Raw genomic sequence first — 22,099 nt, 5'->3', positions numbered from 1 at the left:
GCCGACAGGTGACGGGCTACCAGGGAACGACCCCGTCGTCCTCGAAGAACGACCCGGTCGGGCCGTCGTCGGGCAGGGTGGCGAGACGGATCGGGGTGGCCGCGCCCTGCTCGGGGGTGCGGGGTCCGTGGAAGCCGGTGAAGTCGGTTGCGACCAGGCCCGGGCAGGCGGCGTTGATGAGGATGTTCGTGTCGGCCAGTTGGCGGGCGTACTGGACGGTGACGGCGTTGAGGAACGTCTTCGACGGGGAGTAGGCCGCCATGACGGGGCCGATGTCGATGTCCGGGTCCGCCTGGCGGGTCAGGGAGGCGACGGCGCTGGAGATGTTGACGATGCGGGGCGCGGTCGAGCGGCGCAGCAGCGGCAGCATCGCGTTGGTCACGCGGATGACGCCGAGGACGTTGGTCTCCACGACCGTGCGGACCAGGTCGACGTCGAGCGTGGTCGGGTCCTGGATCCATCCCGGTCCCATGTCTCCTGAGATGCCGGCGTTGTTGACCAGGACGTCCAGACGCCCGGCCCGCCGTTCGACCAGTTCCGCGGCAGCGGTGACGCTCTCGTCGCCGGTCACGTCCAGCGGCACCCCGAACGCGTCCACTCCGCCGGCGCGCAGCTTTTCCACGGCACTCTCGCGCCGGGCCTCGTCGCGGGCTCCCACGCCCACCCGGTACCCGAGGGCACCCAGCCCGGCCGCGATCTCGTAGCCGATTCCCTTGTTCGCGCCGGTCACCAGCGCGGTCTTCGCGGTCTTCGTTTCGCTCATGCCGTTGATCGTCACTCGCGGGCGAGCGGTGCGGCCAACACCGATTCGGTGTCCTGTCATACCCGGTGGGTATCACCCGGGAGTTACGCTGTGGCCATGGACACCCTGGAGACCCGCGAGTTGAGGTACTTCCTGGCGGTCGCCGAGGAACTGCACTTCGGCCGCGCCGCCGAGCGCCTCGGGATGGCCCAGCCGCCACTGTCCCGGGCCATCCAGCAGCTCGAACGGCGCCTCGGCGTCCGCCTGTTGGAGCGCAACCGGCGTGGCGTCGCCCTGACCGGTGCCGGAGAGGTCCTGCTGCACGAGGGCCGCGCCGCCCTCGACGCGAGCACCGCCGCCGCTCGCCGCACCCGTCGTGCGGGTGGCGCCGACCGTCCGGGCGGTTCCCGCGACCGTCTGGTGCTGGCGGTGAAGGCCGCCGCGTCCCACGACCTGCTGCGGAAGCTCCTCGCCGCCTACGTCTCCGAGCCCGGCGCCGCCGAGATCGAGGTGCTGCCGTGCGGCATGTGCGAGCAGCCGGAGCTGCTGCGCGACGGCCGCGCCGATGTGGCGCTCATGCACGCGCCGTACAACTCCCTCGCCGGGTTCGACACCGAGGCGCTGATGACGGAGGGGCAGATCGCCGTCCTGCCCGCCGGGCACCCCCTCGCCACGCGCAAGGCGTTGACCATGGCCGACATCGACGACATCCCCGATCTTCCGCCCGCCCGCTGGCCCCACCACGGCACGTACCCGCCCGGCCCGGGCCCCGAGATCCACGACCAGACACAGCTGGCCCAACTGATCGCCCTCGGACGCACCATGGCCGTCTTCCCGGACTCCGCCCGCTCCTGGCTGTGGGCCGGGCACACCGCCGTCCCCCTGACCGACGCGCCCCCGGTCGTCACCCACATCGCCTGGCCCGCCCACAGTCACTCGCTCGCCCTCGCGGGGCTGATCCGCACGGCCGTACAGCTTTGACCCCTACGGCGGCTGAGGGCTGGGGGCCGGGGCGCGCTCGGCGACATACCGGCCGACAGCCTCGGGACAGTGCGCCGCCGCCCTCCGCATCACCCACAACGCCCACGCGCGTCATCGGCGTCCACCACCGAACCCCACGGCTCGACACCCCACCGCTCAGCCCGAATCCACCGGCCCCGCCTCCCGGACCAGCTGGTGCCAGGCATGGGTGCACCCGGCAGCGCACAGCTGCTCCCGGCGGCGCCCGTCGGCCACCCCGAGCAGCGCCACCAGAAGCCGGAATGCCTTCACGCGCTCGTCCTGCGGCAGATTGATGATCTTTGTCAGCTGCGCGGACAACTGTTGCCCGCGTGTGATCAGGACCGCCGGAGTGTGCGTCGGCCGGATGCCGGCCAGACGCACGCTCTCGGGGCCGTCCTCCAGCGTCGCGCGGGCCTGAACGCAGAACCCGCCGAGGTCGCGCAGGACCTCGAACCGCTCGTCGGCGGCAAGGCCTTCGAACCACTCGATCCCCTCTGCGAGCGGACGCAGTCCCTGCGCCAACTCGTTGAGCTTGACCTTGCGTTCGTCCATCCACCCACCCGTGATTCAGCTCGGGCCGACGCCTCCGCGGGCCCGTCGGAGCAGGTCGGCGCAGGTCGGCGCAGGTCGGCGCCGCCGGTCGCGCAGGGCGAGCGGCGTACACGTACGACTGGAGTATTAGAGCGTGTTCGAATTCATTGCGAGTCCACCGCCCGTCGCGAAGTCTGTCGGTGCACCGTCAGCCGACCGAGCACGGTGCAGGGGGAGAGCCGGTCGTGGCCGACGCGATGGTGGAACAGGCTCAGAGATTCATCAACAGCTATGACGTCGACGGCATCCCGAAGGTGGAGGTCGACGGCAGGACCAGCTGGACGGTGATGTTCGCGCTCACGCGGGCGCTCCAGCACGAGTTGGGCATGACCACTCTGGCCGACAGTTTCGGACCGGCCACGCTGGCTGCCCTGCAGGCCCATTTCCCGGTGATCGACGGCAACACCCGCAACGGCAACATCTACCGGATCGTGCAGTCCGCCCTGTACTGCAAGGGGTACGACGGCGACCAGATCAACGGCGACTACACGGAACGCGTCTCGGCGTCCGTCAGCAGCCTCAAGCGGAACATGGGCGTCGACGCCGCCTACCCCGGGGACAGCCTGACCCCCAAGGTCTTCAAGGCCCTGCTGACCATGGACGCGTACGTGCTCGTCGAGGGCGGCACGGACGCCATCCGCTCCGTCGAGCAGTGGCTCAACAGCCGTTACGTCGGCCGCCGGGAATTCTTCGTGATCCCCTGCGACGGCAACTTCTCCAGGGACGTGCAGAAGGCGCTGATCTACGCCATCCAGTACGAGATCGGCATGAGCGACGACGTGGCCACGGGTTCGCTCGGCCCCGCCACGAAACAAGGGCTGCGCGACCACCCCGTGGCCCAGGGCTCCACCGGCGTCTGGGTCGCCCTGTTCAGCGCGGCGATGCTCTTCAACCGGCGGCCCGGAAGCTCCTTCACCACCACCTTCGACGCCGGACTCGCCTCCAGGGTGCGGGACTTCCAGAGTTTCGTACGGATCACCGTGAACGGCCAGGGCGACTTCCCCACCTGGGCCTCCCTGTTGGTGTCCACGGGCGACAACACCCGCGCCGGCACCGCCTGCGACACCGTCACCGAACTCACCGCCGCCCGCGCCACGGCCCTTTACTCGGCCGGCTACCGGTATGTCGGCCGCTACCTCTCCAACGTCCCGGGTTCCACCCTCAACAAGCAGCTCCAGCCCGGGGAGTTGACGGTCATCGCCGCGCACGGCCTCAACGTCTTCCCGATCTATCAGACCTACGGCGGCGAGGCGGCGTACTTCCGTCGTGCGCAGGGCATCGCCGACGCCCACGCCGCGATCGAGCGCGCCCGCCACTACGGCTTCAAGGCCGGCACCCGCATCTATTTCGCCGTCGACTTCGACGCCCTCGACTACGAGGTGACCGACAGCGTCCTGCCGCACTTCCGCGGCATCAAGGCCGTCATCGACGAGTACGCTCCCGAGTACCGCATCGGCATCTACGCCCCGCGCAACGTGTGCAGCAGGGTCGGGGCGGAGGGGCTGACCTCGGCCAGCTTCCTGTCCGACATGTCGACGGGCTTCTCGGGAAACCTCGGTTACCCGCACCCCGCCGACTGGTCGTTCGACCAGATCGCCACGATCTCCGCGGGCAGCGGCTCCGGCGCGATCTCCATCGACAACGACATCGCGTCGGGCCGTGACGAGGGGCAGAGCAGCTTCCTGGAGGAGAACGACGACAGCCACCTGGACGGCCGGTTCGACACGTTCTTCCGGGACGTCCTGCTCGCCGACGTGCAGAACTACTTCGTCAACTCCATGGGGGTGCCCGAGCAGGGCGGCGAGGGCTCCCGGGCCTACAGCATCCGCACCACCACCCAGTCGTTCCAGATGGTGATGGACCTGGACTGGCTGATCACCTCGCTGTCCCGCACGTACGGCATGCGCAAGGCGCTGATCCAGTGCCCGCTGCTGTGGGAGCTCAGGGCCCTCAACCTCGCCGACAAGGTCGCGGACGACGCCGTGGAGGCCGGCGTCGTGGACGACAGCAGCACCGGCCTCGGCCAGATCCGGGCGCACACCGGCATCGACGCCCGCAACTACTGCGTGGACGCGGGCATCATCACCGGCCGCATCATGAGCGCCGACAACGCGGACGACCTCAGCACCATGTGGCACAGCCTCCATGACGACGACGTCTACAACATCAGCACCATGCCGGCCGTCCTCGTCCAGGGAGCGGGCCTCATCGGCGTCGCACGCCCCTCGGTGACCAGCAGCGACGCCGACAGCCAAGGGATCATGGGCCGGTACAACGGGACCGGCGAAGGGGCGCGGCAGTACGGAACCGCGATGATCGGCCTCTACGCCGTCTTCGAGAAGTACAACAGCCTCATGCGCGACTGACCGCGCCCCCACTCACGTACTTCCCCCTCTCTCCCCGGAGCCACGCCATGTCCCTACCCAGCCCTGCCCCGACCCGGCGCGTGCTGCTGCGCACGGCCACCGGACTCGCCGCCGCCGTGGCGGTACCCGGACTCGCAACCGCCGCCGTAGCGGCAACGGACGCACCGGGCCGCGCAGTTGGCCCGTCCTCCCGAGTCGATCCGCGCACGGGCGACACCAGCGCGAACGGCTGGCCCATGGAGAAGGGCGCCGACATCGGGGGCGCCGTATGGACCAGGGCCGTACCGGGCACCGGCGCCACCGTCGCGCTGCGGCTCGGCGCGGCCTCCGCCGTGCTCGTCCATGTGATCAGCCGCTACCACTACGAGATCGAGGCGCTCGAACCGGACGACGTCCAGGGCTTCCGGGCACCGCGGGGCCTGACGGGTTTCCGGACCAACTACGCCTCCGGCACCGCCGTCGCCCTCCGCCCGGGCGCCCATCCGCCGGGCGCGACCGGCACCCTCTTCCCCGCGCAACGCGCCGCGATCGCCGACATCGTCGCCGACTGCGCGGGCGTCGTGCGGTGGGGCGGCACCTTCAGCACCCCCTATGAGGCCCACTTCCAGATCGACGTCCCGCCGTCCGACGACCGCCTCGCGCGGCTCGCCGACCGGATAGGACGCCGCGATCTCGCGCTCGGGCAGGGCCCGGGAACGTTCGCCCTGCGCGGCTGAGAGGTCACCCCGCACCACCGGCCACCGAACCGAACAGGCTCACGACCACCACCACGAGGAGACAACAGTGAGAAACACCGCGACATCACTGGCCGCGACGTTCGCCGTCATGGCGGCGGCCGTCGTCACGGCCCTCGGCGTCACCGCCGCGCCGGCCTCCGCCGCGCCTTCCAGCGCGCAGTACGACACGGCCTGCAACGTCACCTACTCCTACATCTCGGGCGGTTCCCACCACGGCGCCGGCGAGGTGAACTACTGCAGTCTGTGGGGCGGCAGCATCGGGGTGCGCTCCGCACCCGGGTCCAGCTCCCTCGTGGGCACCGTCAACAGCGCCAACATCAACTGGTTCCGCGGGGACACCCTGAGTTCCAACTTCTGTTCCGGCGGCTACTGCAACGACGCCTGGGCCTTCACCGAGGCGGACAACGGCAACTGGGGCTGGGTACCGGAGGTGTACTTCTCCAGCTCCAACACCAGCTGGGACCCGAACCTCCGCGCCTGCGCCAGCCAGGCAGGCCTCTGCGCACCGTTCTAGGACCCGGCTGACGGAACCACCGGCCACCGGGAACCATGAGCCGTTCATGGCCGCGGCGCGCGTGCGTCGCGGCCACGAATGGCGTCGCCCGCGCTCAACTCCCGCGGTGCGACGGGCCGTGGACCACAGGCATGGCTACACCTCGATGTGCCAGCCCATGATGATCGTCCGGTCGCGGGGCAGGCCGAAGTGTTCGGCGGCGTCGGCCGTGATGTGGGACGTGGCGATGAACAGCCGTTTGCGCCAGGGGGCCATCGTCGGGGCCGGGCCGCGCCGGAGGTCGATCGTCGACAGGAAGTAGGACGCCTGGTCGAGCAGCAACGGCCCCTCGGTGTCGGCCGGGTCGAGCATCGCCAGCGTGGCCGGCACGTCCGGTGTCTCCATGTAGCCGAACCGGGCGGTGACGTGGACGATCCCGTCGTCGGCGTAGCCGAGGCCGTCGACGACGATCCGCCGGTCGGCCGGGACGCGGGGCACGGGTTCGGTCTCGATGGAGAGGATGACGACCTGCTCGTGCCGTACGTGGTTGTGTTCCACGTTGGCGCGCATGGCCAGGGGCGCCGTCCGCTTGCCCCGGTTGAGGAACACCGCCGTACCGGGGACCTGGAGCACCGGCCGTTCCCCGCTGCGGAGTTGGTCGACGAACTCACGCAACGAGCCCTCGTGTTCCGCGCGTTCCGCGGTGACGACCTCGCGGCCACGCTGCCAGGTCGTCATGACGGTGAACGCGGTGATGCCGATCAGCAGCGGCAGCCACGCGCCGTGCACGAACTTGGTCAGGTTGGCCGCCACGAACAGCAGGTCCACGGAGAGCAGCAGGGTCGCGCCGGTCGCGATGAGCCAGAGAGGCGTGGCCCACTTCGCGCGGGCGACGTAGAAGAACAACAAGGTCGTGATGGTGATGGTGCCGGTGACCGCCATGCCGAACGCGAAGGCCAGGGCGGCGGAACTGCGGAACGCGAAGACGAGGGTGAGGACCGAGACCATGAGCAGCCAGTTGATCCAGGGGACGTAGATCTGGCCGATGGTGGATTCGGAGGTGTGCGCGATCCGCAGCCTCGGGAGGTAACCGAGTTGGGCCGCCTGGGAGGCGACCGAGTACGCGCCGGTGATCACGGCCTGGGAGGCGATCACCGTGGCCGCCGTGGCGAGCAGGACCATCGGCCAGCGTCCCCAGTGCGGCACGAGCAGGAAGAACGGGCTGCTGATGTTGGCCGGGTCGTCGAGGATCAGCGCGCCCTGGCCGAGGTAGCTCAGGATGCAGGCGGGGAAGACGAGGAACATCCAGGCGCGGGTGATGGCCCGGCGGCCGAAGTGCCCCATGTCCGCGTAGAGGGCCTCCGCGCCGGTGACCGCGAGCACGACCGCGGCGAGCGCGAAGAAGGCGGTGCCGAAGTGGCCGAAGAGGAAGCCCAGGGCGTAACTCGGCCACAGGGCACGGAGGATGGCCGGGTGATCGACGATGGCCACGACGCCGCACGCGCCGATGGCCACGAACCAGAGGATCATGACCGGCCCGAACACCCGCCCCACCGCCGCGGTCCCCCGCCGCTGCACCAGGAACAGCATCACGATGATCACCGCGGTGATGGGCACGACCGCGTCGTCCAGCGACGGTTCGACGACCTTGAGTCCCTCGACCGCGGACAGCACCGAGATCGCCGGGGTGATCATGCTGTCTCCGAAGAACAGCGACGCGCCGAAGATGCCAAGTCCGGTCAGCACTACGGCGGCTCGCCGCCCCCGCTGCGAACTCCACTGCCGCACCAGCGTGATGAGCGCCATGATGCCGCCCTCACCCTCGTTGTCGGCGCGCATCGCCAGCAGCACATAGGTGACCGTGACGATGACCATCACCGACCAGAAGACCAGCGACACCACCCCGTAGACGTTCTGCGTGCTGACCGGGACCGGGTGCGGGTCGCTCGGGCTGAACACGGTCTGGAGGGTGTAGATCGGGCTGGTCCCGATGTCACCGAAGACCACCCCGAGCGCCCCGATCACCACCGCGAGGCGCACGGTCTCCCGCGCACTCGCCCGGCGAGCCTCCGGCGGCCCCGCCGCGGACCCCTCGTCCGCTACGGCCCCGTGCCCACGCTCGGCCATGGTGATCCTCCCTCTGGCGGACCGCGATGCCGCAGGCCCGGTGCATCGGGGCGGACACTACCCATGCGCCGGCGCAATCGCCCGCAGGCGCCCACCACTTCACCTCGGACCGTGTCGCGTCACGGACGAGGAAGTGCTGTGCGCCGGTGCTCGCGCACGCTCGACGGTCAGGACGGCTGGACCTGGTCGAAGACGGCGAGGGCTTCGGCGGGGTCCGGGCTCACGAGGCGTTCCAGACCGGCTGTCGTGATCTTCGCCCACCTGCCGGCCCGTGCCCACATCCCCACTTCGAAGGCGCGGACGGCCTCGTCCAGATCTTCGGGGCCCGCGGCGATGGACTCGGCGAGTTCGGCGCCTTCCAGCATCGCGAGGTTCGCGCCCGCGCCCAAGGGGGGCATCAGGTGGGCGGCGTCGCCGAGCAGCGTGACCCCGGGGACGTGGGTCCAGGTGTGGGACACGGGCAGGACATGGAAGGGGCGGTGGACGAACGCGGTGCCGTGGCGCAGAAGGTCGAGGACGGGAGCGGCCCAGCCGTCGAACAGAGCCAGCAGGCGCGATCGCACGGCCTCGGCGTCGGCCAGGTCCAGGTCCGTGTGCCAGTCCAGCGGCGCGCGGAATTTCGTGTACACCTTCACATGGCCGCCGCTGTTGCGCTGGGCGACGAGGCTTCGGTTCACGCCGTACACAGCCACGGAACCGTCGCCGATCAACCGGGCGAGGTCGGGGTGGCGGGTGTCGACGTCGTCGAGGGAGGTCTCGATCGAGGTGACGCCGGTGTAGTGCGGCGTCGCCGACGAGACGGCCGGGCGGACCCGGGACCAGGCGCCGTCCGCGCCGACCACGAGGTCGTACGTCTCCTGTCGTCCGTCCGCGAAATGGACCTGTAAGCCGTCCCGGGCCCCCGGCACCACCCGCGTCACGCTCCGACCCCACTGGACGTCGAGCGGCCCGAGCAGCAGGTCACGGAGTTGCCCGCGGTCGATCTCGGGATTGGCCCGGTCGTCCGGACCGGGTCGCCAGTCGCGCAGCACGGTCCCGTCCGTGTCCAGGATGCGCATGGCCTGCCCCTCGGGACGGGACAGCGCTCCGAACTCCGTCAGCAGCCCCGCCTTGTCGAGCGCGAGCTGACCCAGGCCTTCGTGCAGGTCCAGCGTGCCGCCAGGAGGGCGGGCGTCGGGGCCGGGATCGCCTTCGAGGACGGCGACAGGGTGGCCATGGCGGTACAGGACACGGGCGAAGGTGAGGCCGGCGGGGCCACCCCCGACGACAGTGATGCGATGTCTCATGTCGATACACTGTATTGACTCGATACGGCGCATCGCAACAGTACGATGTGGTCATGACTGTGTGGGACAGGCCGGAGCCGCCGACTCGCCCCGTGCCGCTGGACCGGGAGCGGATCGTCGCCGCCGCGATCTCGCTGGCCGACGAGGGCGGGCTGGACGCGGTGTCGTTGCGCAAGGTCGCCGCCCGGCTGGAAGCCGGCCCGATGCGGCTGTACGGCTACATCGCCACCAAGGAGGAGCTGTTCGACCTCATGGTCGACGAGGTCCAGGGCGAGATCCTCCCCGAGGAGCAGCCCGGTGACTGGCGGGAGGCGCTGCGCGTCCTCGCGCACCGCACCAGGCGGACCGCGCTCCGTCACGCATGGCTGGCCGACCTGCTCGGCGGCCGTCCGACCCTGGGCCCGAACGGCCTCGCCGTGACCGAGGCGACGCTGGCCGCCCTCGACGGCCTCGCCGACACCGACACCGTCATGCGTGCCGTGGAGACCGTCAGCGCCTACTCCACCGGCGCGATCAGGCGCGAGATCGCGAACCTGCGGGCCGAGCACGCCACCGGCCTGTCCAAGCGCGACTGGCAGCGCGCCCACGGCCCGCATGTGACGAGCATGCTGGCCACGGGCCGCTTCCCGGCGCTGGCCAAAGCGGTGCACGACGGCACGGACGTGGACGCCGAGACATCCTTCACCACCGGCCTGGACTGGGTCCTCGACGCCGTCGCCGCCAAACTCACCCGGCCACCGGTCTGACGCCCAGTACTTGCCGAGGGTGAGCGACGTCGCGGACGGCTCCGACGATGCCGCGCAGCGGTGTCAGATCGTCGAGCGGCGCCTCGGGGTCGAGGTGGGTGAGCGGGACGGCGTGTGCGCGAAGCCAGTCGGTGAACGGGCGGCCGGGGACGAACGGGTCAAGCGGACGGCTCGATTCTCAGCGCGGCGAGGGGCCGGGTGTTACGGCTTCCGGGTCGTCGACCATGCCGGACATGACCGTGCGGAGATGTTCAGTGAGGTGCGGCTGAGACGATGGCCGCTCCGTGACCGATGCGGGGGCTTTCCAAGGCCGACGGGGCGTCAGACGTCACCCTCGGGGGCGCCGAACCAGCGGGTGAGCGCGTCGCGCAGCGCCGGTACGGAGTCGTCGGGGGACTCGTCGACGGCCGCGGCCCAGGCGATGTGCGCGTCGGGCCGGATCAGGATGGCGTCGGCGGGGCGGTCGTCGGTCTTGGCGGTGTGGACGTCGACGCGGGAACGCCAACTTCCGGCCGCCCGGCGGAGATCCTCGCGGTCGGCGAGGTCCAGGAGGAGGGGGCGTGCGGTGTGCAGGAGGTCTCCGACGCCGATCGTTCCCCGGTCGCTGTGCAGGGTGAGGTCGGGGACGAACGCTCCGGCCAGCGGGTGGTGGCCGGGAGGTCCGGGCATCGGGTAGCGGATGTCGGTGCCCGCGAGGAACGCCCCCAGGCGACGCTGCGGCTGCTCGTCGGCGAGCAGCTCCTGGAAGACCTCGCGGAGTGCCTCGGCGGCCGGGTCGGTGCCGCGCCGCAGCGCCACCTGGGCCTGGGTGTGCAGCATGGTGCGCGCGCCGGCGGGGTGCCGTTCGTCGTGGTAGGTGTCCAGCAGACCGTCGGGGGCCCGGCCGTGGATGTCGGCGGCCAGCTTCCAGGCCAGGTTGACCGCGTCGAGCATGCCGGCGTTGATCGCCACGCCGGTCGCCGGGAACAGGTGCGCCGCGTCACCGGCGAGCAGGATCCGCCCTTTTCGGTACTGCTCGGCCTGCCGGGCCTTGAAGGTGAACCGCGACAGCCGGATCACCTCGCGCACGGGAAGATCCGTGCCCAGGACCCGACGGAGGCTGTCCTGGAACTCGGTCAGGGACATCGGGATGTCGTCGTCGTACTCGTCGGTCTCGTCCTCGGTGGTGAAGAGGGAGACCACGGGTGAGTCGGGCGATGCGCCAACGCCCAGGAGACCGCGGTCCGTTCGCGTGAAGCCGCCGGGGACCGTGCCGTGTCCGGCGACGTCGAGATCCCCGTTGCCGAGGACGGTCACCGTGTCGGGAAAGGCGACCTGGGCCAGCCGGTTGACCTCCGGACAGGTGGTGCCGGGGAAGGCGATTCCCGCTCCGACGCGGATCCGGCTGCGGGCGCCGTCGCAGCCCGCCAGGTACCGGGCGGTCACCCGGTACGGCCCGTCCGGACCGAGCACCTCCGCGGTCACCGCCGCCGGGTCCTGGCCGACCTCGGACACCTGGTGTCCGCGGCGGATCTCGACACCGAGTTCACCGGCACGTTCGGCGAGCACGTCTTCGAGCCGCTGTTGCGGAAGGGGCAGGGCGTGCAGCGGAGGATCGGCGAGCCGGGTCAGATCGAGATGGATGCCGCCGAACGGGAACCGGGGCGCCGGGACGGGACCGGTGCAGGCAGCTTCGCATCGCTCCAACAGGCCTCGGTGGCGCAGCAGTTCCAGGATCCGTCCGCCGAGGCCACCGGCCCTCGCGGTGTCCCGGCGGTGCGACTGGCGCTCCAGCACCAGCGGGCGTACCCCGGCCAGGCGCAGTTCGCACGCCAGCATCAGCCCGGTCGGCCCGGCTCCCACGACGATCACGTCGGCATCCATGCAACCTCCCCCTACGGCACGGCACGCGCCAAATGCCGCGCCGCCAAGGAGAGTTCACGAACTGATATTCCGTCAAGAACCGCCTCCGCCTCGACGTCAGCCCGATCGACGCCAGCACGGAGAACGAGGTGACCAGGCTGCTCGGACTCGGCGCCACCAACGCTGATGTGGGCCAGGGTTCGGACCGGGACCGGGCGGTCATGGCCGATCCCGAGGACAACGAATGCGGCGTGCCGCTGGTTTGCCAACAGAACGGGCTGTCCGCCAAGGACGAATTCCCCGTAGGGGACGCCGAGTTCAGGCTCGGCTCAGGCTACGGCCCGCTGTGGATCAGGGACGCCCACAGGTGTGGTCGGCCGGAGTGTTCGCTGCGCAGCTGTCGGAGGACGCGGTGGAGCGCGATCGCCGCGTCGTCGGCGGACGCTGTGTCCGACATCAGTCGGTAGAAGTGGTCGGCCGCGGCGGCCGCCACGTGGTCGGCCAGTGGCCAGAGGCTCGCTACGACGTGCCGGAAGCCGGCCAGTTGGAAGGCGGAGGCGAGGTGGATGGACTCGTCCGCGTGCCGTCGGCCGACATGGCCGGTGGAGCACGCGGACAGGTAGGCCAGTTCGGCCTCGTGGAGGTCGAGGCGGCCGATCTCCGCGATGGACAGCACACCGTCGTGGAGGTGGAGCCCGCCCTCGGACGGCGCGTCGGGGTCGGTGCCCGCGTGGCAGGCGAAGTGGGCCCAACTCGCCCTGGGGAGCGCCCCGGTCACCCGGGGGGCCGTTGCCTGCTCGTTGGTGAGGAGCGGCATGTCGGGGTGGGCGGCGTGCAGGTTCGCCGCCTCGGCGGCGGTCGCCGGCAGGTCCGGCAGACCCGGAGTCCGGTCGAGGGCGACCGTGAGACGGCGCCGGGCCGTCGCGACGGGGCGTCCTCGCGCACGGGCCAGGGTGCGCATGGTGGGCGTGTACGACGAGATCACCCGGTCCAGCGCCCCGGCGGCACCGGGGTGTCCGGCCGCGTGCAACGGCAGCAGCGCGAGCGGCCCGGTCGGCATCCACCACACGCGGGGCAATGCTCCGTCGTCGAGACGGAGCCGGTCCTGGATCGCGTCGAGGACCGGCTCGACCGTCGTGTCCCACAGCCGGCCGAGCAGCTCCGTCAGCACCCGCTGGCAGCGCAGCTCGCCGGTGAACGAGCCGGCGTTGTGCGTCGCCTCCGTCAGCGCGGCGGCCCACAACTCGACGTCCGACAAGCGCAGTTCAGGCAGCGGCACCGGCAGCAGCGGCCCGTCGGCGGTGACGACGACGGCGTCGCACCGCTGCAGGCCTGCGTTGAGCAGCACGACCGCCTCATCGGCGCCGGTCGGCCGCAGCCGGGTCCACCTCTGCTGGAGCAGGAACCGGTCCAGGCCCGGCAGCCCGCGGATCTCCGCCAGTACGGCGTCGTGCTCGGCCCACAGGCGTTTACGGCGGTCGATGTGGTCGACGTCCTGGACGTCGGGCGTGGCCATGGCCGGTGGATCCGGCATGTTGAGGGCATCGCGGACCCGGCTCAACCGGGCGGCCAGCGCAGGGTGTTCGGCTTCGAGGTCGCCGAGGGGTGTCCGCAGCGCCAGCCGGGACGTCAGCAGGATCGACCGGCCCAGCTCGGCGGCCTGGACCGCGCCGCTCGGATCGTCGAGGGCGCAGTGCACGGCGATCGTCTCGCCGACCAGTCCGTGGTTCGCACCGAGGCGGTACTCGTGGTCCGCCGCCGAGGTCTCCCGTGCCGCGACCAACGGCAGTAGTTCCACCGCCGTGTCGAGCAGCAGCCGGGCGGTGTGCGGTTCGTCCAGTACGTAGGCGAGCCGGCCGACCGCCCAGCAGGCGCGGAGCCGTTCGAGCGGGGGCGATGTCGTGGCCGCGAGCGCCTCCTCGGCGAGCCGGATGATTCGCGGCCTGTCGACGGCGCTGCCGCTGTCCCACCTCCTGGTGTGACAGATCGCGAGGAGGTAGATGCGTGAGGCCCGCCGGGGATGGTCGACGGGGGTGGCCGTGATGGTCCGTTCCGCGGCGTCGACGGCGCGGTCGAGGTCGGACGGGTCGCCGGTCCGCTGGAACCGCAGCCGGTGGGTGTTGCCGAGGTTGAACAGATGCTGCGCGCGGACCGGATCGTCCGCGGGGACGGCGTCGGCCGCCTCCCGCGCCAGGTCGACCGCGCGGTCCAGGTCGGCCGGATCGCCCGAGCGTTCGTACCGCGCCTGATAGGACCGTCCGAGGTTGTACAGGCGCAGCAGTCGGTCCGGGTGGTCGGCGGGGGTGGCCGCGAGCGCCAGGAGCGTGCGGTCGAGAGCGTTGTCGAGATCGGCGCTGCCGGCGGTCCGGCTGGACCGCGACTGGTAGGCGGTTCCGAGGTTGGACAGGTGCATCGCCCTGTTCGGGTGGTCGTCGGGCGTGGCTGCCACGGCCTGTTGGTGATGCGCGACGGCACGGTCCAGGTCGTGAATGCTGCCGCTGTGCTCGAACCGTTGATGGAGGGCGGTGGCGAGGTTGGACAGGCGCATCGCACGGTCCGGGTGGTCGTCCGGCGTGGCGGCCACCGCGCGTCTGCCGGCGTCGATGCCCGCGTCCAGGTCGGACAGGTCTCCGGTGCGGGTGAGCCGGGACCAGAGGGCGACGCTGAGGTTGGACAGGTGGATCGCCAAGTTGGGGTGGTCGTCGGGCGTGGCGGCCACCGCCTCTTCGTGAAGCGCGATCGCCCGGTCCAGATCGGCCACGTCCCCCAGCCGCTCGAACCGCCCGCGCAGGGTAGCCGCCAGGTTGGACCGGGCCATCGCGCGGAAGGGGTGATCGGCCGGTGTGGCGGCGACGGCGCGTTCCAGGCTCTCTACGGCCCGGTGCACGTCCGCGAGGTCCCCCTTCCGGTCGGACCGCGCGTCGTACGCGGTGCCCAGGTTGGACAGACGGCGGGCCAGATCCGAATGGCCCTCGGGCGTCGCGGCCACAGCCTGTTCGTGGTGTACGACGGTCCGGTCCAGGTCGGTCACGTCCCCCCGCCGGTCGAACCGCGCCCGGTACACGATGCCGAGGTTGGACAGGATCGTCGCGAACTCGCGGTGCCCGCGGGGCGCCGCGGCGGCGGCACGGTCGAGGTGGCCGATGGCCCGGTCCAAGTCGGCCTCCTGCCCGAGCCGTTCGAACCGCGCGTGGTACGCCATGCCGAGGTTGGACACGTAGGTGGCGCCGTCGGGGGCCTTGCCGGGAGCGGCGGCCACCGCCTGTTCGTAGTGGCCGATCCCCCGGTCCAGGTCGGCCAGGTTCCCGGTCCGCTCGAAGCGGTCGGCGTAGGCGGCGGCGAGGTTGGACAGGGCGGTCGCCCGGTGCGGGTTGCCGGGGTTGGCGGTGGCCTGTTCCCCGAAGCCGATGGAACGCTCCAGATCCGCCGGACGGCCCGCCCGCCCGAACCGTGCCCAGTAGGAGGTGGCGAGGTTGGTCAGGGTCGTCCCCCGGTGCGGGGAGTCGACCGGGGTGACGGCCATCGCCTGCTCGCCACTGTCGATGGAACGGTCCAGATCCGCGAGCTGCCCTGTTCCCTCGAACCGCCGCAGGTAGCCCATGGCCAGGTTGGTCAGGATCGTCGGCCGGTGAGGGGAGTCGGCGGGAGTGACAGCCATCGCCCGCTCACCGTTGCCGATGGAACGGTCCAGATCCGAGACCTGCCGGGTCTGCTCGAACCGCAGCAAGTAGGCGTTGCCGAGGTTGGTCATGGTCGTCGCGCGATGCGGGGAATCAACGGGGGCGACAGCCATCAGCTGCTCACCACTGCCGATGGAACGGTCCAGGTCTGGGGTGTTCCCGGTCCGCGCGAACCGCAGCAAGTAGCCCGTGGCGAGATTGGTCAGGGTCGTCGTCGGGTGGGGAAAATCGGCGGAGGCGACAACGATCACCTGCTCGCCTCTGTAGAGGGAGCGGTCCAGATCCGAGAGCTGCCCCGTCCGTTCGAAGCGCAGCAGGTAACCCGAGGCGAGATCGGACAAGGCTGTCGTCCGGTGAGGCGAATCGGCGGGGGCGACAGCCATCACCCGCTCGCCGATGTCGATGGAACGGTCCAGATCCGAGAGCTGCCCTGTTCTCTGGAACCGCAGCAGGTATCCCGTGCCGAGGGTGGTCAGGTGGAACGCGATGTTCGGGTCGGCGCCGGGCACGCCAACCGTCCGTTCCCCGAACGCGACGACCCCGTCCAGGTCGTGCGGTTGCCCGATCCGCTGGAACCGCAGGAGATGGGTGGCGCTGAGGTTGCCCAGGATCAGTGCGGCGTTCGGGTCGCCGGGGTGGAGGGCGGCCACGGCCTCTCGCCCGATGCCGATCGACCGGTCGGCGTCGAACTCCTGCCCCGCCAGGGCGTACAGCGCCCGATGGGACTCGGCGAGGTTGTACAGGCGGGTGGCGCGGCGTGGATGGTGGAGCGGTGTGAGGGCGACGACGCCCTGGAACAACGAGACGCAGGTGCCCAGTTGTGCCGTGTCACCGGCCCTGGTGGCCCGGTTCAGCAGGTCGACCGCCTGCTGGTTCAGCAGCTCCGGATCGGGCTGGTGGAAGGAGGACATCGCCCATGAGACTATCGGCCGACTGGCGGAAGGAGGAGCCCCGGTGGACGCCGAACGATCGGCCCTGACCACGCTGTGCCAGGAGTTCGAGGCGCTGATCGGCGAGACCGGACTCCACTCCGCGGAACGTCAGGAACTGCTGCGACGGATCGTGGCCGAGGCACGGGCCCGGCGCCCGGTGCTCGCCCTGCTGGGCCAGTTGCTGAACACCGACCGTGAGACCACCCTGCGCACGCTCTCGACGGGGCTGCCGGGATCCGGGCCGGGCTTCGCCCGTCAGGAGACCTTCCGCTGCCCGGACGGCGCCTGCGACCGGACGGCGGTACCGCTCCCGGCGGGCGCGATCCCGCGCTGCGCCGTGCTGGGCCGGCCCCTGGAACGGCGGTAGCGCAAGTGGGCGGTTTCTTCGAGCAGTTGGCCAAGACGCTCGCCGACCGGTGGATCAGCCTGCTGGTGCTGCCCGGCGCGTTCTTCCTCGGCGCGGTGTGGCTGGCCGTCAACCTCGGCCATGCCGACGCGTGGAACGTCGCGTTGGCCGCCCGGCGGGTCGAGAACACCGCCGACACGGTCAGGGACCTGCCGAGCGGGGCACAGGCGCTGCTCGTCGTGGCCGTACTGGCGGCCTCTTCCGGTGTGGGCTTCGTCGTGCAGGCGCTGGCCGGAGTCACCCGGCGCGTCTGGCTTGGGCCGTGGCCCCGCCCGTTCGTCACGGTCGCGGCGGCACGGACGGCGCGTCGGCGTGCCCGGTGGCACCAACTCGTCGAGGAACGCCGGGCATTCGAAGCCGCGAGTCCGGGCACACCCACCCACCATCAGCAGGACCGGATCGACACCGCGGCCGACCGCGTCACCCGGCTGGCCATGGCCGAACCGGGCAGGCCGACCTGGATGGGCGACCGGATCCACGCCGTGGAGTCGATCGCCCACCACCGCTACGGACTCGACCTGACCTACGGCTGGTCCCGGCTCTGGCTGGTCCTCCCCGACGCCGCACGCACCGAACTCACCGCCGCGCACTCGGCGTTCGCCGCCGCGGTCGCCACCGGAACCTGGGCGCTGCCCTACCTCGTACTCACCGTGGTGTGGTGGCCCGCCGGCCTGATCGCCGCGGGCATCGGCCTGACCGGATGGGCCCGCGCCCGCTCCGCCGTAGCCGATCTCACCACGCTGACCGAGGCCACCCTCGACCTGCACGGCCGCACGCTGGCGGTCGCCCTGGGAGTCGGCGACCCCACGGAGGGAACCGGCCCCCTCACGATCGGTGAGGGCGAGCGCATCACCGACCTCGTACGCAAGGGCCGCTAGCGGAACTCCGTTGCTGTGTGCGCGGGTTGACGCCGGATGGGCGGCGCGTGTCGACCCGGCGATGACGGCCTGGCCGCCGGACGGCGACGAGCACCTGGGTCCGGCCATCACCTACCCGACCTCCGCCGGCCCACAGAGCCGGGACGGGCCCGGCACGGAGGATCACTCCGGAACCCAATTCGGTTGCCGCTCCCCGTACCCGTCCCTCACCATGGGCGGGCGACCGGGAGCCGCCCGGTGCTCCACGAGAGGAGGCGCGACCGTGAACACGACTGTCCTCGGCCTGCCCGCCGACCACCTCCCTCTCACCTCATGGAGCACCCCCAGCGATGTCTCGCAACGATGTCCCGCAGCACCCTCAGCAGTCTCAACTCCCCGCGTTTCCTGACGACTTCAGCACCGCCCCCTACCGCCACGTCCCGCCGCCGGGCAACGCGGTACCGGACGACATCGACGACCGGTTCGTCTTCGACTTCCGTCCCTACGACGAACTCGCCGACGGCCAGCGCTGGTCGACCTGGCTCCGCGTCGAACCTCTCAGCCGGGGCCCCGAGCCGCTCCCGGACTGGGTGGTGACCTCACAGGGCGCGATCGACACCGAGCTCGGCGTCCTCAAGACCGGCAAGGAGGCCGACGTCCACCTCGTCGAGCGGGCCGACCCGCGCGAACCCGCCCGCGGGGTCGTCATGGCGGCCAAGCGGTACCGCTCCCCCGAGCACCGGACCTTCCACCGCACCGCGTCCTACACCGAGGGCCGCTCGGTGAAGCGCTCACGCGACGAGCGTGCCCTGAAACGGAAGAGCACCTTCGGCCGGCAGGTCGCGGCCGGCGAGTGGGCGGTGTCCGAATGGGCCGCGCTGGTACGGCTCTGGAACCTCGGGCTGCCGGTCCCCTACCCGGTCCAGATCGACGGCACGGAGATCCTGATGGAGTGGATCAGCGTCGTCGACGAGGACGGCACCGTCCAGACCGCGCCCCGGCTCGCCCAGACCCGCCCCTCACCCGAACTGCTGGCGGCGTACTTCGAGCAACTCACCGACGCGCTCGCGGTGATGGTGCAGAACGGCCTCGTGCACGGCGACCTCTCGGCGTACAACATCCTGGCGGCGGGCGACCGGCTGGTCATCATCGACCTGCCACAGATCGTCGACCTGGTCGGCAACCTCAACGGGATGACCTACCTCCAGCGCGACTGCGCCAACATCTGCGGCTGGTTCCGCTCACGGGGTCTCGATGCCGACGAGCACGCCCTGTTCGCGGAACTGATGGCCCACGCCTTCTGAACCGGGCGGCCCCTGGCCCATCGGGCGACGTCCGCCATGTCGACGACGGCGCGTGGGCGCCGGCCGTCGGCACGGCGGTTCCGCCGGACGATGTAGCGGCGGGCGCGGCTTCAGGACGCACACCGTAGGCTCACCGCACCACCGCCACCCGAGGGAGCCCGCCCGTGACCGTCCGTGTGCGTCGTGTCTACGATCCGCCCGAGCCGGAGGACGGTGTGCGCGTCATGGTCGACCGGCTGTGGCCGCGTGGCCTGTCCAAGGACGCGGCCCGGGTCGACGAGTGGCCCAAGGGGATCACCCCGTCGACCGAGCTGCGCCGCTGGTACCACGCGGGCGAGGGCGACTTCGACGAGTTCAGCAGCCGCTACGAGGCCGAGCTCGCCGAGCCCGAGGCGGCTCAACTCCTGCACACCTTGCGGAACTTGGTCCGTATGGGACCGGTGACGCTGGTGACGGCGGTCAGGTCGCCGGAGCGGAGTCACGCCTCGGTGCTGGCCCGCCTCCTGGAGGGGTGAGGAGACGGGCCGCGGGGTCGACCGCCTACCGCTAGGCCGTCTGCTTCGCCGCCGCGCGTCCCGCCGCCCGGCCCGAGAAGAGGCAGCCGCCCAGGAACGTGCCTTCGAGCGCGTTGTATCCGTGGACGCCCCCGCCGCCGAAGCCGGCGACCTCACCCGCCGCGTACAACCCGCCGATCGGCTTGCCGTCGGCGGCCAGCGCGCGTGAGTCCAGGTCCGTCTGGATGCCGCCGAGCGTCTTGCGGGTCAGGACGTGCAGCTTGACGCCGATCAGCGGCCCGGCCGCCGGGTCCAGGATGCGGTGCGGGGTGGCCACGCGGCCCAGGCGGTCGCCGATGTAGCGGCGGGCGTTGCGGATGCCCTGGACCTGGGAGTCCTTGCTGTAGGGGTTGGCCATCTGGAGGTCGCGGGCCTCGATCTGGCGCCGTACCACGGCCGCGTCCAGGAGGGGCTTGTCGGTCAACTGGTTCATCTTCTCGACCAGTTGCTCCAGGTTCCCGGCGGTCACGAAGTCCGCGCCCTTGCGCAGGAAGGCGTCCACCGGCCCCGGGGCGCCCTTGCCGAGGAGCCGGTCGCGCAGGACCGCCTTCTTGTCCTTGGCGGTGATGTCGGGGTTCTGCTCGGAGCCCGACAGCGCGAACTCCTTCTCGATGATCTTCTGGGTGAGGATGAACCAGGAGTGGTCGTGCTCGGCCAAGTCCTCGGTGGTGCGCAGGTACTTGAGGGTGTTGAGGGTGTCGTAGCCCGGCAGGCACGGGTCGGGCAGACGGCGGCCGAGGGCGTCGAACCACAGGGAGGACGGGCCGGGCAGGATGCGGATGCCGTGGCCGGGCCAGACCGGGTCCCAGTTCTGCAGGCCCTCGGTGTAGTGCCACATGCGGTCGCGGTTGACCAGTCGTACGCCGGCCTCGGCGCTGATGTCGAGCATCCGGCCGTCGACGTAGGCCGGGACGCCGGTGACCATCTCGGCGGGTGGGGTGCCCAGGCGCTCGGGCCAGTACGCGCGGACGATGTCGTGGTTGGCGCCGATGCCGCCGGTGGTGACGACGACGGCCTGCGCGGTGAGTTCGAACGCGCCGATCGTCTCGCGGCTGGAGGTGACGCCCCGGGCCGCGTTGTCCTCGGCGAGGACCGTGCCGCGGACGCCGCGCGCCTCGCCCTCCTCGACCACCAGCTCGTCGACCTGGTGGCGGTAGTAGAAGGTGAGCAGTCCGTCGCGGGCGGCCTGCCTGGCGTAGTCGACGAAGGGTTCGACGACTCCGGTGCCGGTGCCCCAGGTGACGTGGAAGCGCGGGACGGAGTTGCCGTGGCCGTGGGCGCGCAGGTCACCGCGTTCCGCCCAGCCGACCGTGGGCAGCAGCTTGATGCCGTGCCCGTCGAGCCAGGTCCGCTTCTCGCCGGCCGCGAACTCGACGTAGGCGCGCGCCCAGCGCACCGCCCACGAGTCCTCGTCGTCGACGCGGTCGAAGCCGGCGCTGCCCTGCCAGTCGTTCCAGGCCAGGTCGAAGGAGTCCTTGATGCCGAGGCGGCGCTGTTCCGGGGAGTCGACGAGGAACAGTCCGCCGAAGGACCAGAAGGCCTGCCCGCCGAGGTTGTTGGCGTTCTCCTGGTCGACGAGCGCCACCCGGCGTCCCCGGCTGGTCAGTTCATGGGCCGCGACCAGACCGGCCAGCCCGGCTCCGACGACGATGACGTCCGCATCCATGGCGAGGTTGCCCTTCTCAAGTGGGGTCATTCACAAGTGGGTTGTCATTCAACGGTGTTGCTGCCGTCCGTCAGCAGCGCGGTGAGCAGTTGCTTGAGCCAGACACGGGCGTGCTCCACGTCCTTGTCGAGCAGCAGTTGAGTGGTAACTCCGTCGTACGCGGCGATCACCGCGTGGGCGGCGCTGTCCACATGGTTGAGCACAGTGGGCAGTTCGAACCGGCCGGCCGCCAGGGCGAGCCGATCGGCGATCACCGCGCGCAGTCGCGCCCGGTGGTCGAGCAGGCTCTGCGCGACGGCCGGGTCCCGGGCCGCGTGCACCAGGAAGTCCGTCTTGACCAGGAGCCAGTCCAGGTCGAGGAGGAGCACGTCGGTGACGCGGTCCACAGCGGCCGGTACGTCGAGGTCCGGTCCGTCGAGGGCGAAGGCCTCGGAGACCTGGTCCGCGATCAGCTCGGCCCGCTCCTGGTAGAGGGCGAAGAACAGCTCGTCCAGGCTGTCGAAGTTCGAGTAGAAGGCGCCTCTGCTGTAGCCGGCGGCTTCGCAGACCTCCTCGATGGACACCCGGCCGTATCCCTTGGCGGCGAACACCGCGAACGCGGCGGCCAGGAGGTTCGCCCGGGTGCGGACACGGCGCCTGGTCACACGCTTGGGCGTCACCTCAGTCACCATGCCCGGACCTCCATTCGATACGCGAATGTATCCGATACACCGATGTATCGAAAGAGCGGAGTTCAAATAGGAACAGATATTCGAATAAGAGGTACGC

At 71.0% G+C, this 22,099-nt stretch carries 17 protein-coding genes and 1 pseudogene; 10 read left to right on the top strand and 8 right to left on the bottom strand.

The features are described 5' to 3' along the window. Positions 1–16 precede the first annotated feature (16 nt). On the bottom strand, positions 17–763 hold the full coding sequence (locus OG226_RS46175) for an SDR family oxidoreductase (protein ID WP_329352524.1): 747 nt from the start codon (positions 761–763) through the stop codon (positions 17–19). Positions 764–859: 96 nt separating this feature from the next. Here OG226_RS46175 and OG226_RS46170 point away from each other — a divergent pair, with 96 nt between their 5' ends. Continuing rightward, positions 860–1,723: a LysR family transcriptional regulator gene (locus OG226_RS46170; RefSeq protein ID WP_328685493.1), complete on the top strand. Its 864-nt coding sequence runs from the start codon at positions 860–862 to the stop codon at positions 1,721–1,723. 156 nt (positions 1,724–1,879) lie between these two features. Here the strand turns inward: OG226_RS46170 and OG226_RS46165 are convergent, their stop codons facing one another. After that, the gene (locus tag OG226_RS46165) at positions 1,880–2,296 is read right to left on the bottom strand and encodes a DUF5958 family protein (RefSeq protein WP_329352523.1); all 417 of its coding nucleotides are present in this window, start codon (positions 2,294–2,296) and stop codon (positions 1,880–1,882) included. A 224-nt stretch (positions 2,297–2,520) separates the two neighbouring features. Here OG226_RS46165 and OG226_RS46160 point away from each other — a divergent pair, with 224 nt between their 5' ends. From OG226_RS46160 to OG226_RS46150, 3 genes are all read left to right on the top strand, one after another. Further along, the gene (locus tag OG226_RS46160) at positions 2,521–4,701 is read left to right on the top strand and encodes a glycoside hydrolase domain-containing protein (RefSeq protein WP_329352522.1); all 2,181 of its coding nucleotides are present in this window, start codon (positions 2,521–2,523) and stop codon (positions 4,699–4,701) included. 47 nt (positions 4,702–4,748) lie between these two features. Next, entirely contained in the window at positions 4,749–5,417 is a 669-nt protein-coding gene (locus OG226_RS46155; RefSeq protein WP_328685490.1) for a hypothetical protein, read from the top strand. 67 nt (positions 5,418–5,484) lie between these two features. Continuing rightward, the gene (locus tag OG226_RS46150; RefSeq protein WP_328685489.1) at positions 5,485–5,952 is read left to right on the top strand and encodes a hypothetical protein; all 468 of its coding nucleotides are present in this window, start codon (positions 5,485–5,487) and stop codon (positions 5,950–5,952) included. Between the two features lie 135 nt (positions 5,953–6,087). Here the strand turns inward: OG226_RS46150 and OG226_RS46145 are convergent, their stop codons facing one another. Both OG226_RS46145 and OG226_RS46140 read right to left on the bottom strand, forming a co-directional pair. Next, positions 6,088–8,058, bottom strand: a complete 1,971-nt coding sequence (locus OG226_RS46145) for a potassium transporter Kup (RefSeq protein WP_329352521.1) — start codon at positions 8,056–8,058, stop codon at positions 6,088–6,090. A gap of 167 nt (positions 8,059–8,225) precedes the next feature. After that, positions 8,226–9,344: an FAD-dependent oxidoreductase gene (locus OG226_RS46140; RefSeq protein WP_329352520.1), complete on the bottom strand. Its 1,119-nt coding sequence runs from the start codon at positions 9,342–9,344 to the stop codon at positions 8,226–8,228. 53 nt (positions 9,345–9,397) lie between these two features. On the opposite strand from OG226_RS46140, the gene OG226_RS46135 reads away from it, so the two are divergent. After that, positions 9,398–10,090, top strand: a complete 693-nt coding sequence (locus OG226_RS46135) for a TetR/AcrR family transcriptional regulator (RefSeq protein ID WP_328685486.1) — start codon at positions 9,398–9,400, stop codon at positions 10,088–10,090. Positions 10,091–10,411: 321 nt separating this feature from the next. Here the strand turns inward: OG226_RS46135 and OG226_RS46130 are convergent, their stop codons facing one another. Beyond that, positions 10,412–11,953, bottom strand: a complete 1,542-nt coding sequence (locus OG226_RS46130; RefSeq protein WP_329352517.1) for an FAD-dependent monooxygenase — start codon at positions 11,951–11,953, stop codon at positions 10,412–10,414. 68 nt (positions 11,954–12,021) lie between these two features. Between OG226_RS46130 and OG226_RS46125 the strand changes: the two are divergent. Further along, positions 12,022–12,186: pseudogene (locus OG226_RS46125) on the top strand (VOC family protein); the annotation flags it as partial. Positions 12,187–12,266: 80 nt separating this feature from the next. On the opposite strand, the gene OG226_RS46120 reads toward OG226_RS46125, so the two are convergent. Beyond that, positions 12,267–16,523: a CHAT domain-containing protein gene (locus OG226_RS46120; protein WP_329352516.1), complete on the bottom strand. Its 4,257-nt coding sequence runs from the start codon at positions 16,521–16,523 to the stop codon at positions 12,267–12,269. Positions 16,524–16,566: 43 nt separating this feature from the next. Between OG226_RS46120 and OG226_RS46115 the strand changes: the two genes are divergently transcribed. The 4 genes from OG226_RS46115 to OG226_RS46100 all read left to right on the top strand — a co-directional run bounded on the left by OG226_RS46115 (position 16,567) and on the right by OG226_RS46100 (position 19,626). Next, entirely contained in the window at positions 16,567–16,911 is a 345-nt protein-coding gene (locus tag OG226_RS46115) for a hypothetical protein (protein ID WP_328685483.1), read from the top strand. Between the two features lie 5 nt (positions 16,912–16,916). Continuing rightward, positions 16,917–17,828: a hypothetical protein gene (locus tag OG226_RS46110; protein ID WP_329352514.1), complete on the top strand. Its 912-nt coding sequence runs from the start codon at positions 16,917–16,919 to the stop codon at positions 17,826–17,828. A 329-nt stretch (positions 17,829–18,157) separates the two neighbouring features. Next, on the top strand, positions 18,158–19,111 hold the full coding sequence (locus OG226_RS46105) for a serine protein kinase RIO (protein ID WP_329352512.1): 954 nt from the start codon (positions 18,158–18,160) through the stop codon (positions 19,109–19,111). Between the two features lie 164 nt (positions 19,112–19,275). Beyond that, on the top strand, positions 19,276–19,626 hold the full coding sequence (locus OG226_RS46100; protein WP_328685480.1) for a DUF488 domain-containing protein: 351 nt from the start codon (positions 19,276–19,278) through the stop codon (positions 19,624–19,626). Positions 19,627–19,657: 31 nt separating this feature from the next. Here the strand turns inward: OG226_RS46100 and OG226_RS46095 are convergent, their stop codons facing one another. Then, on the bottom strand, positions 19,658–21,331 hold the full coding sequence (locus OG226_RS46095) for an FAD-binding dehydrogenase (RefSeq protein ID WP_329353712.1): 1,674 nt from the start codon (positions 21,329–21,331) through the stop codon (positions 19,658–19,660). A gap of 44 nt (positions 21,332–21,375) precedes the next feature. After that, positions 21,376–22,002, bottom strand: a complete 627-nt coding sequence (locus tag OG226_RS46090) for a TetR/AcrR family transcriptional regulator (RefSeq protein ID WP_328685479.1) — start codon at positions 22,000–22,002, stop codon at positions 21,376–21,378. Positions 22,003–22,099 lie beyond the last annotated feature (97 nt).

Origin of the sequence: Streptomyces sp. NBC_01261 (assembly GCF_036226385.1) — a bacterium.
Lineage (GTDB): Bacteria > Actinomycetota > Actinomycetes > Streptomycetales > Streptomycetaceae > Streptomyces.
The sequence above is the reverse complement of the archived record's forward strand: the minus strand, read 5'-3'. Positions and strand labels throughout refer to the sequence as shown.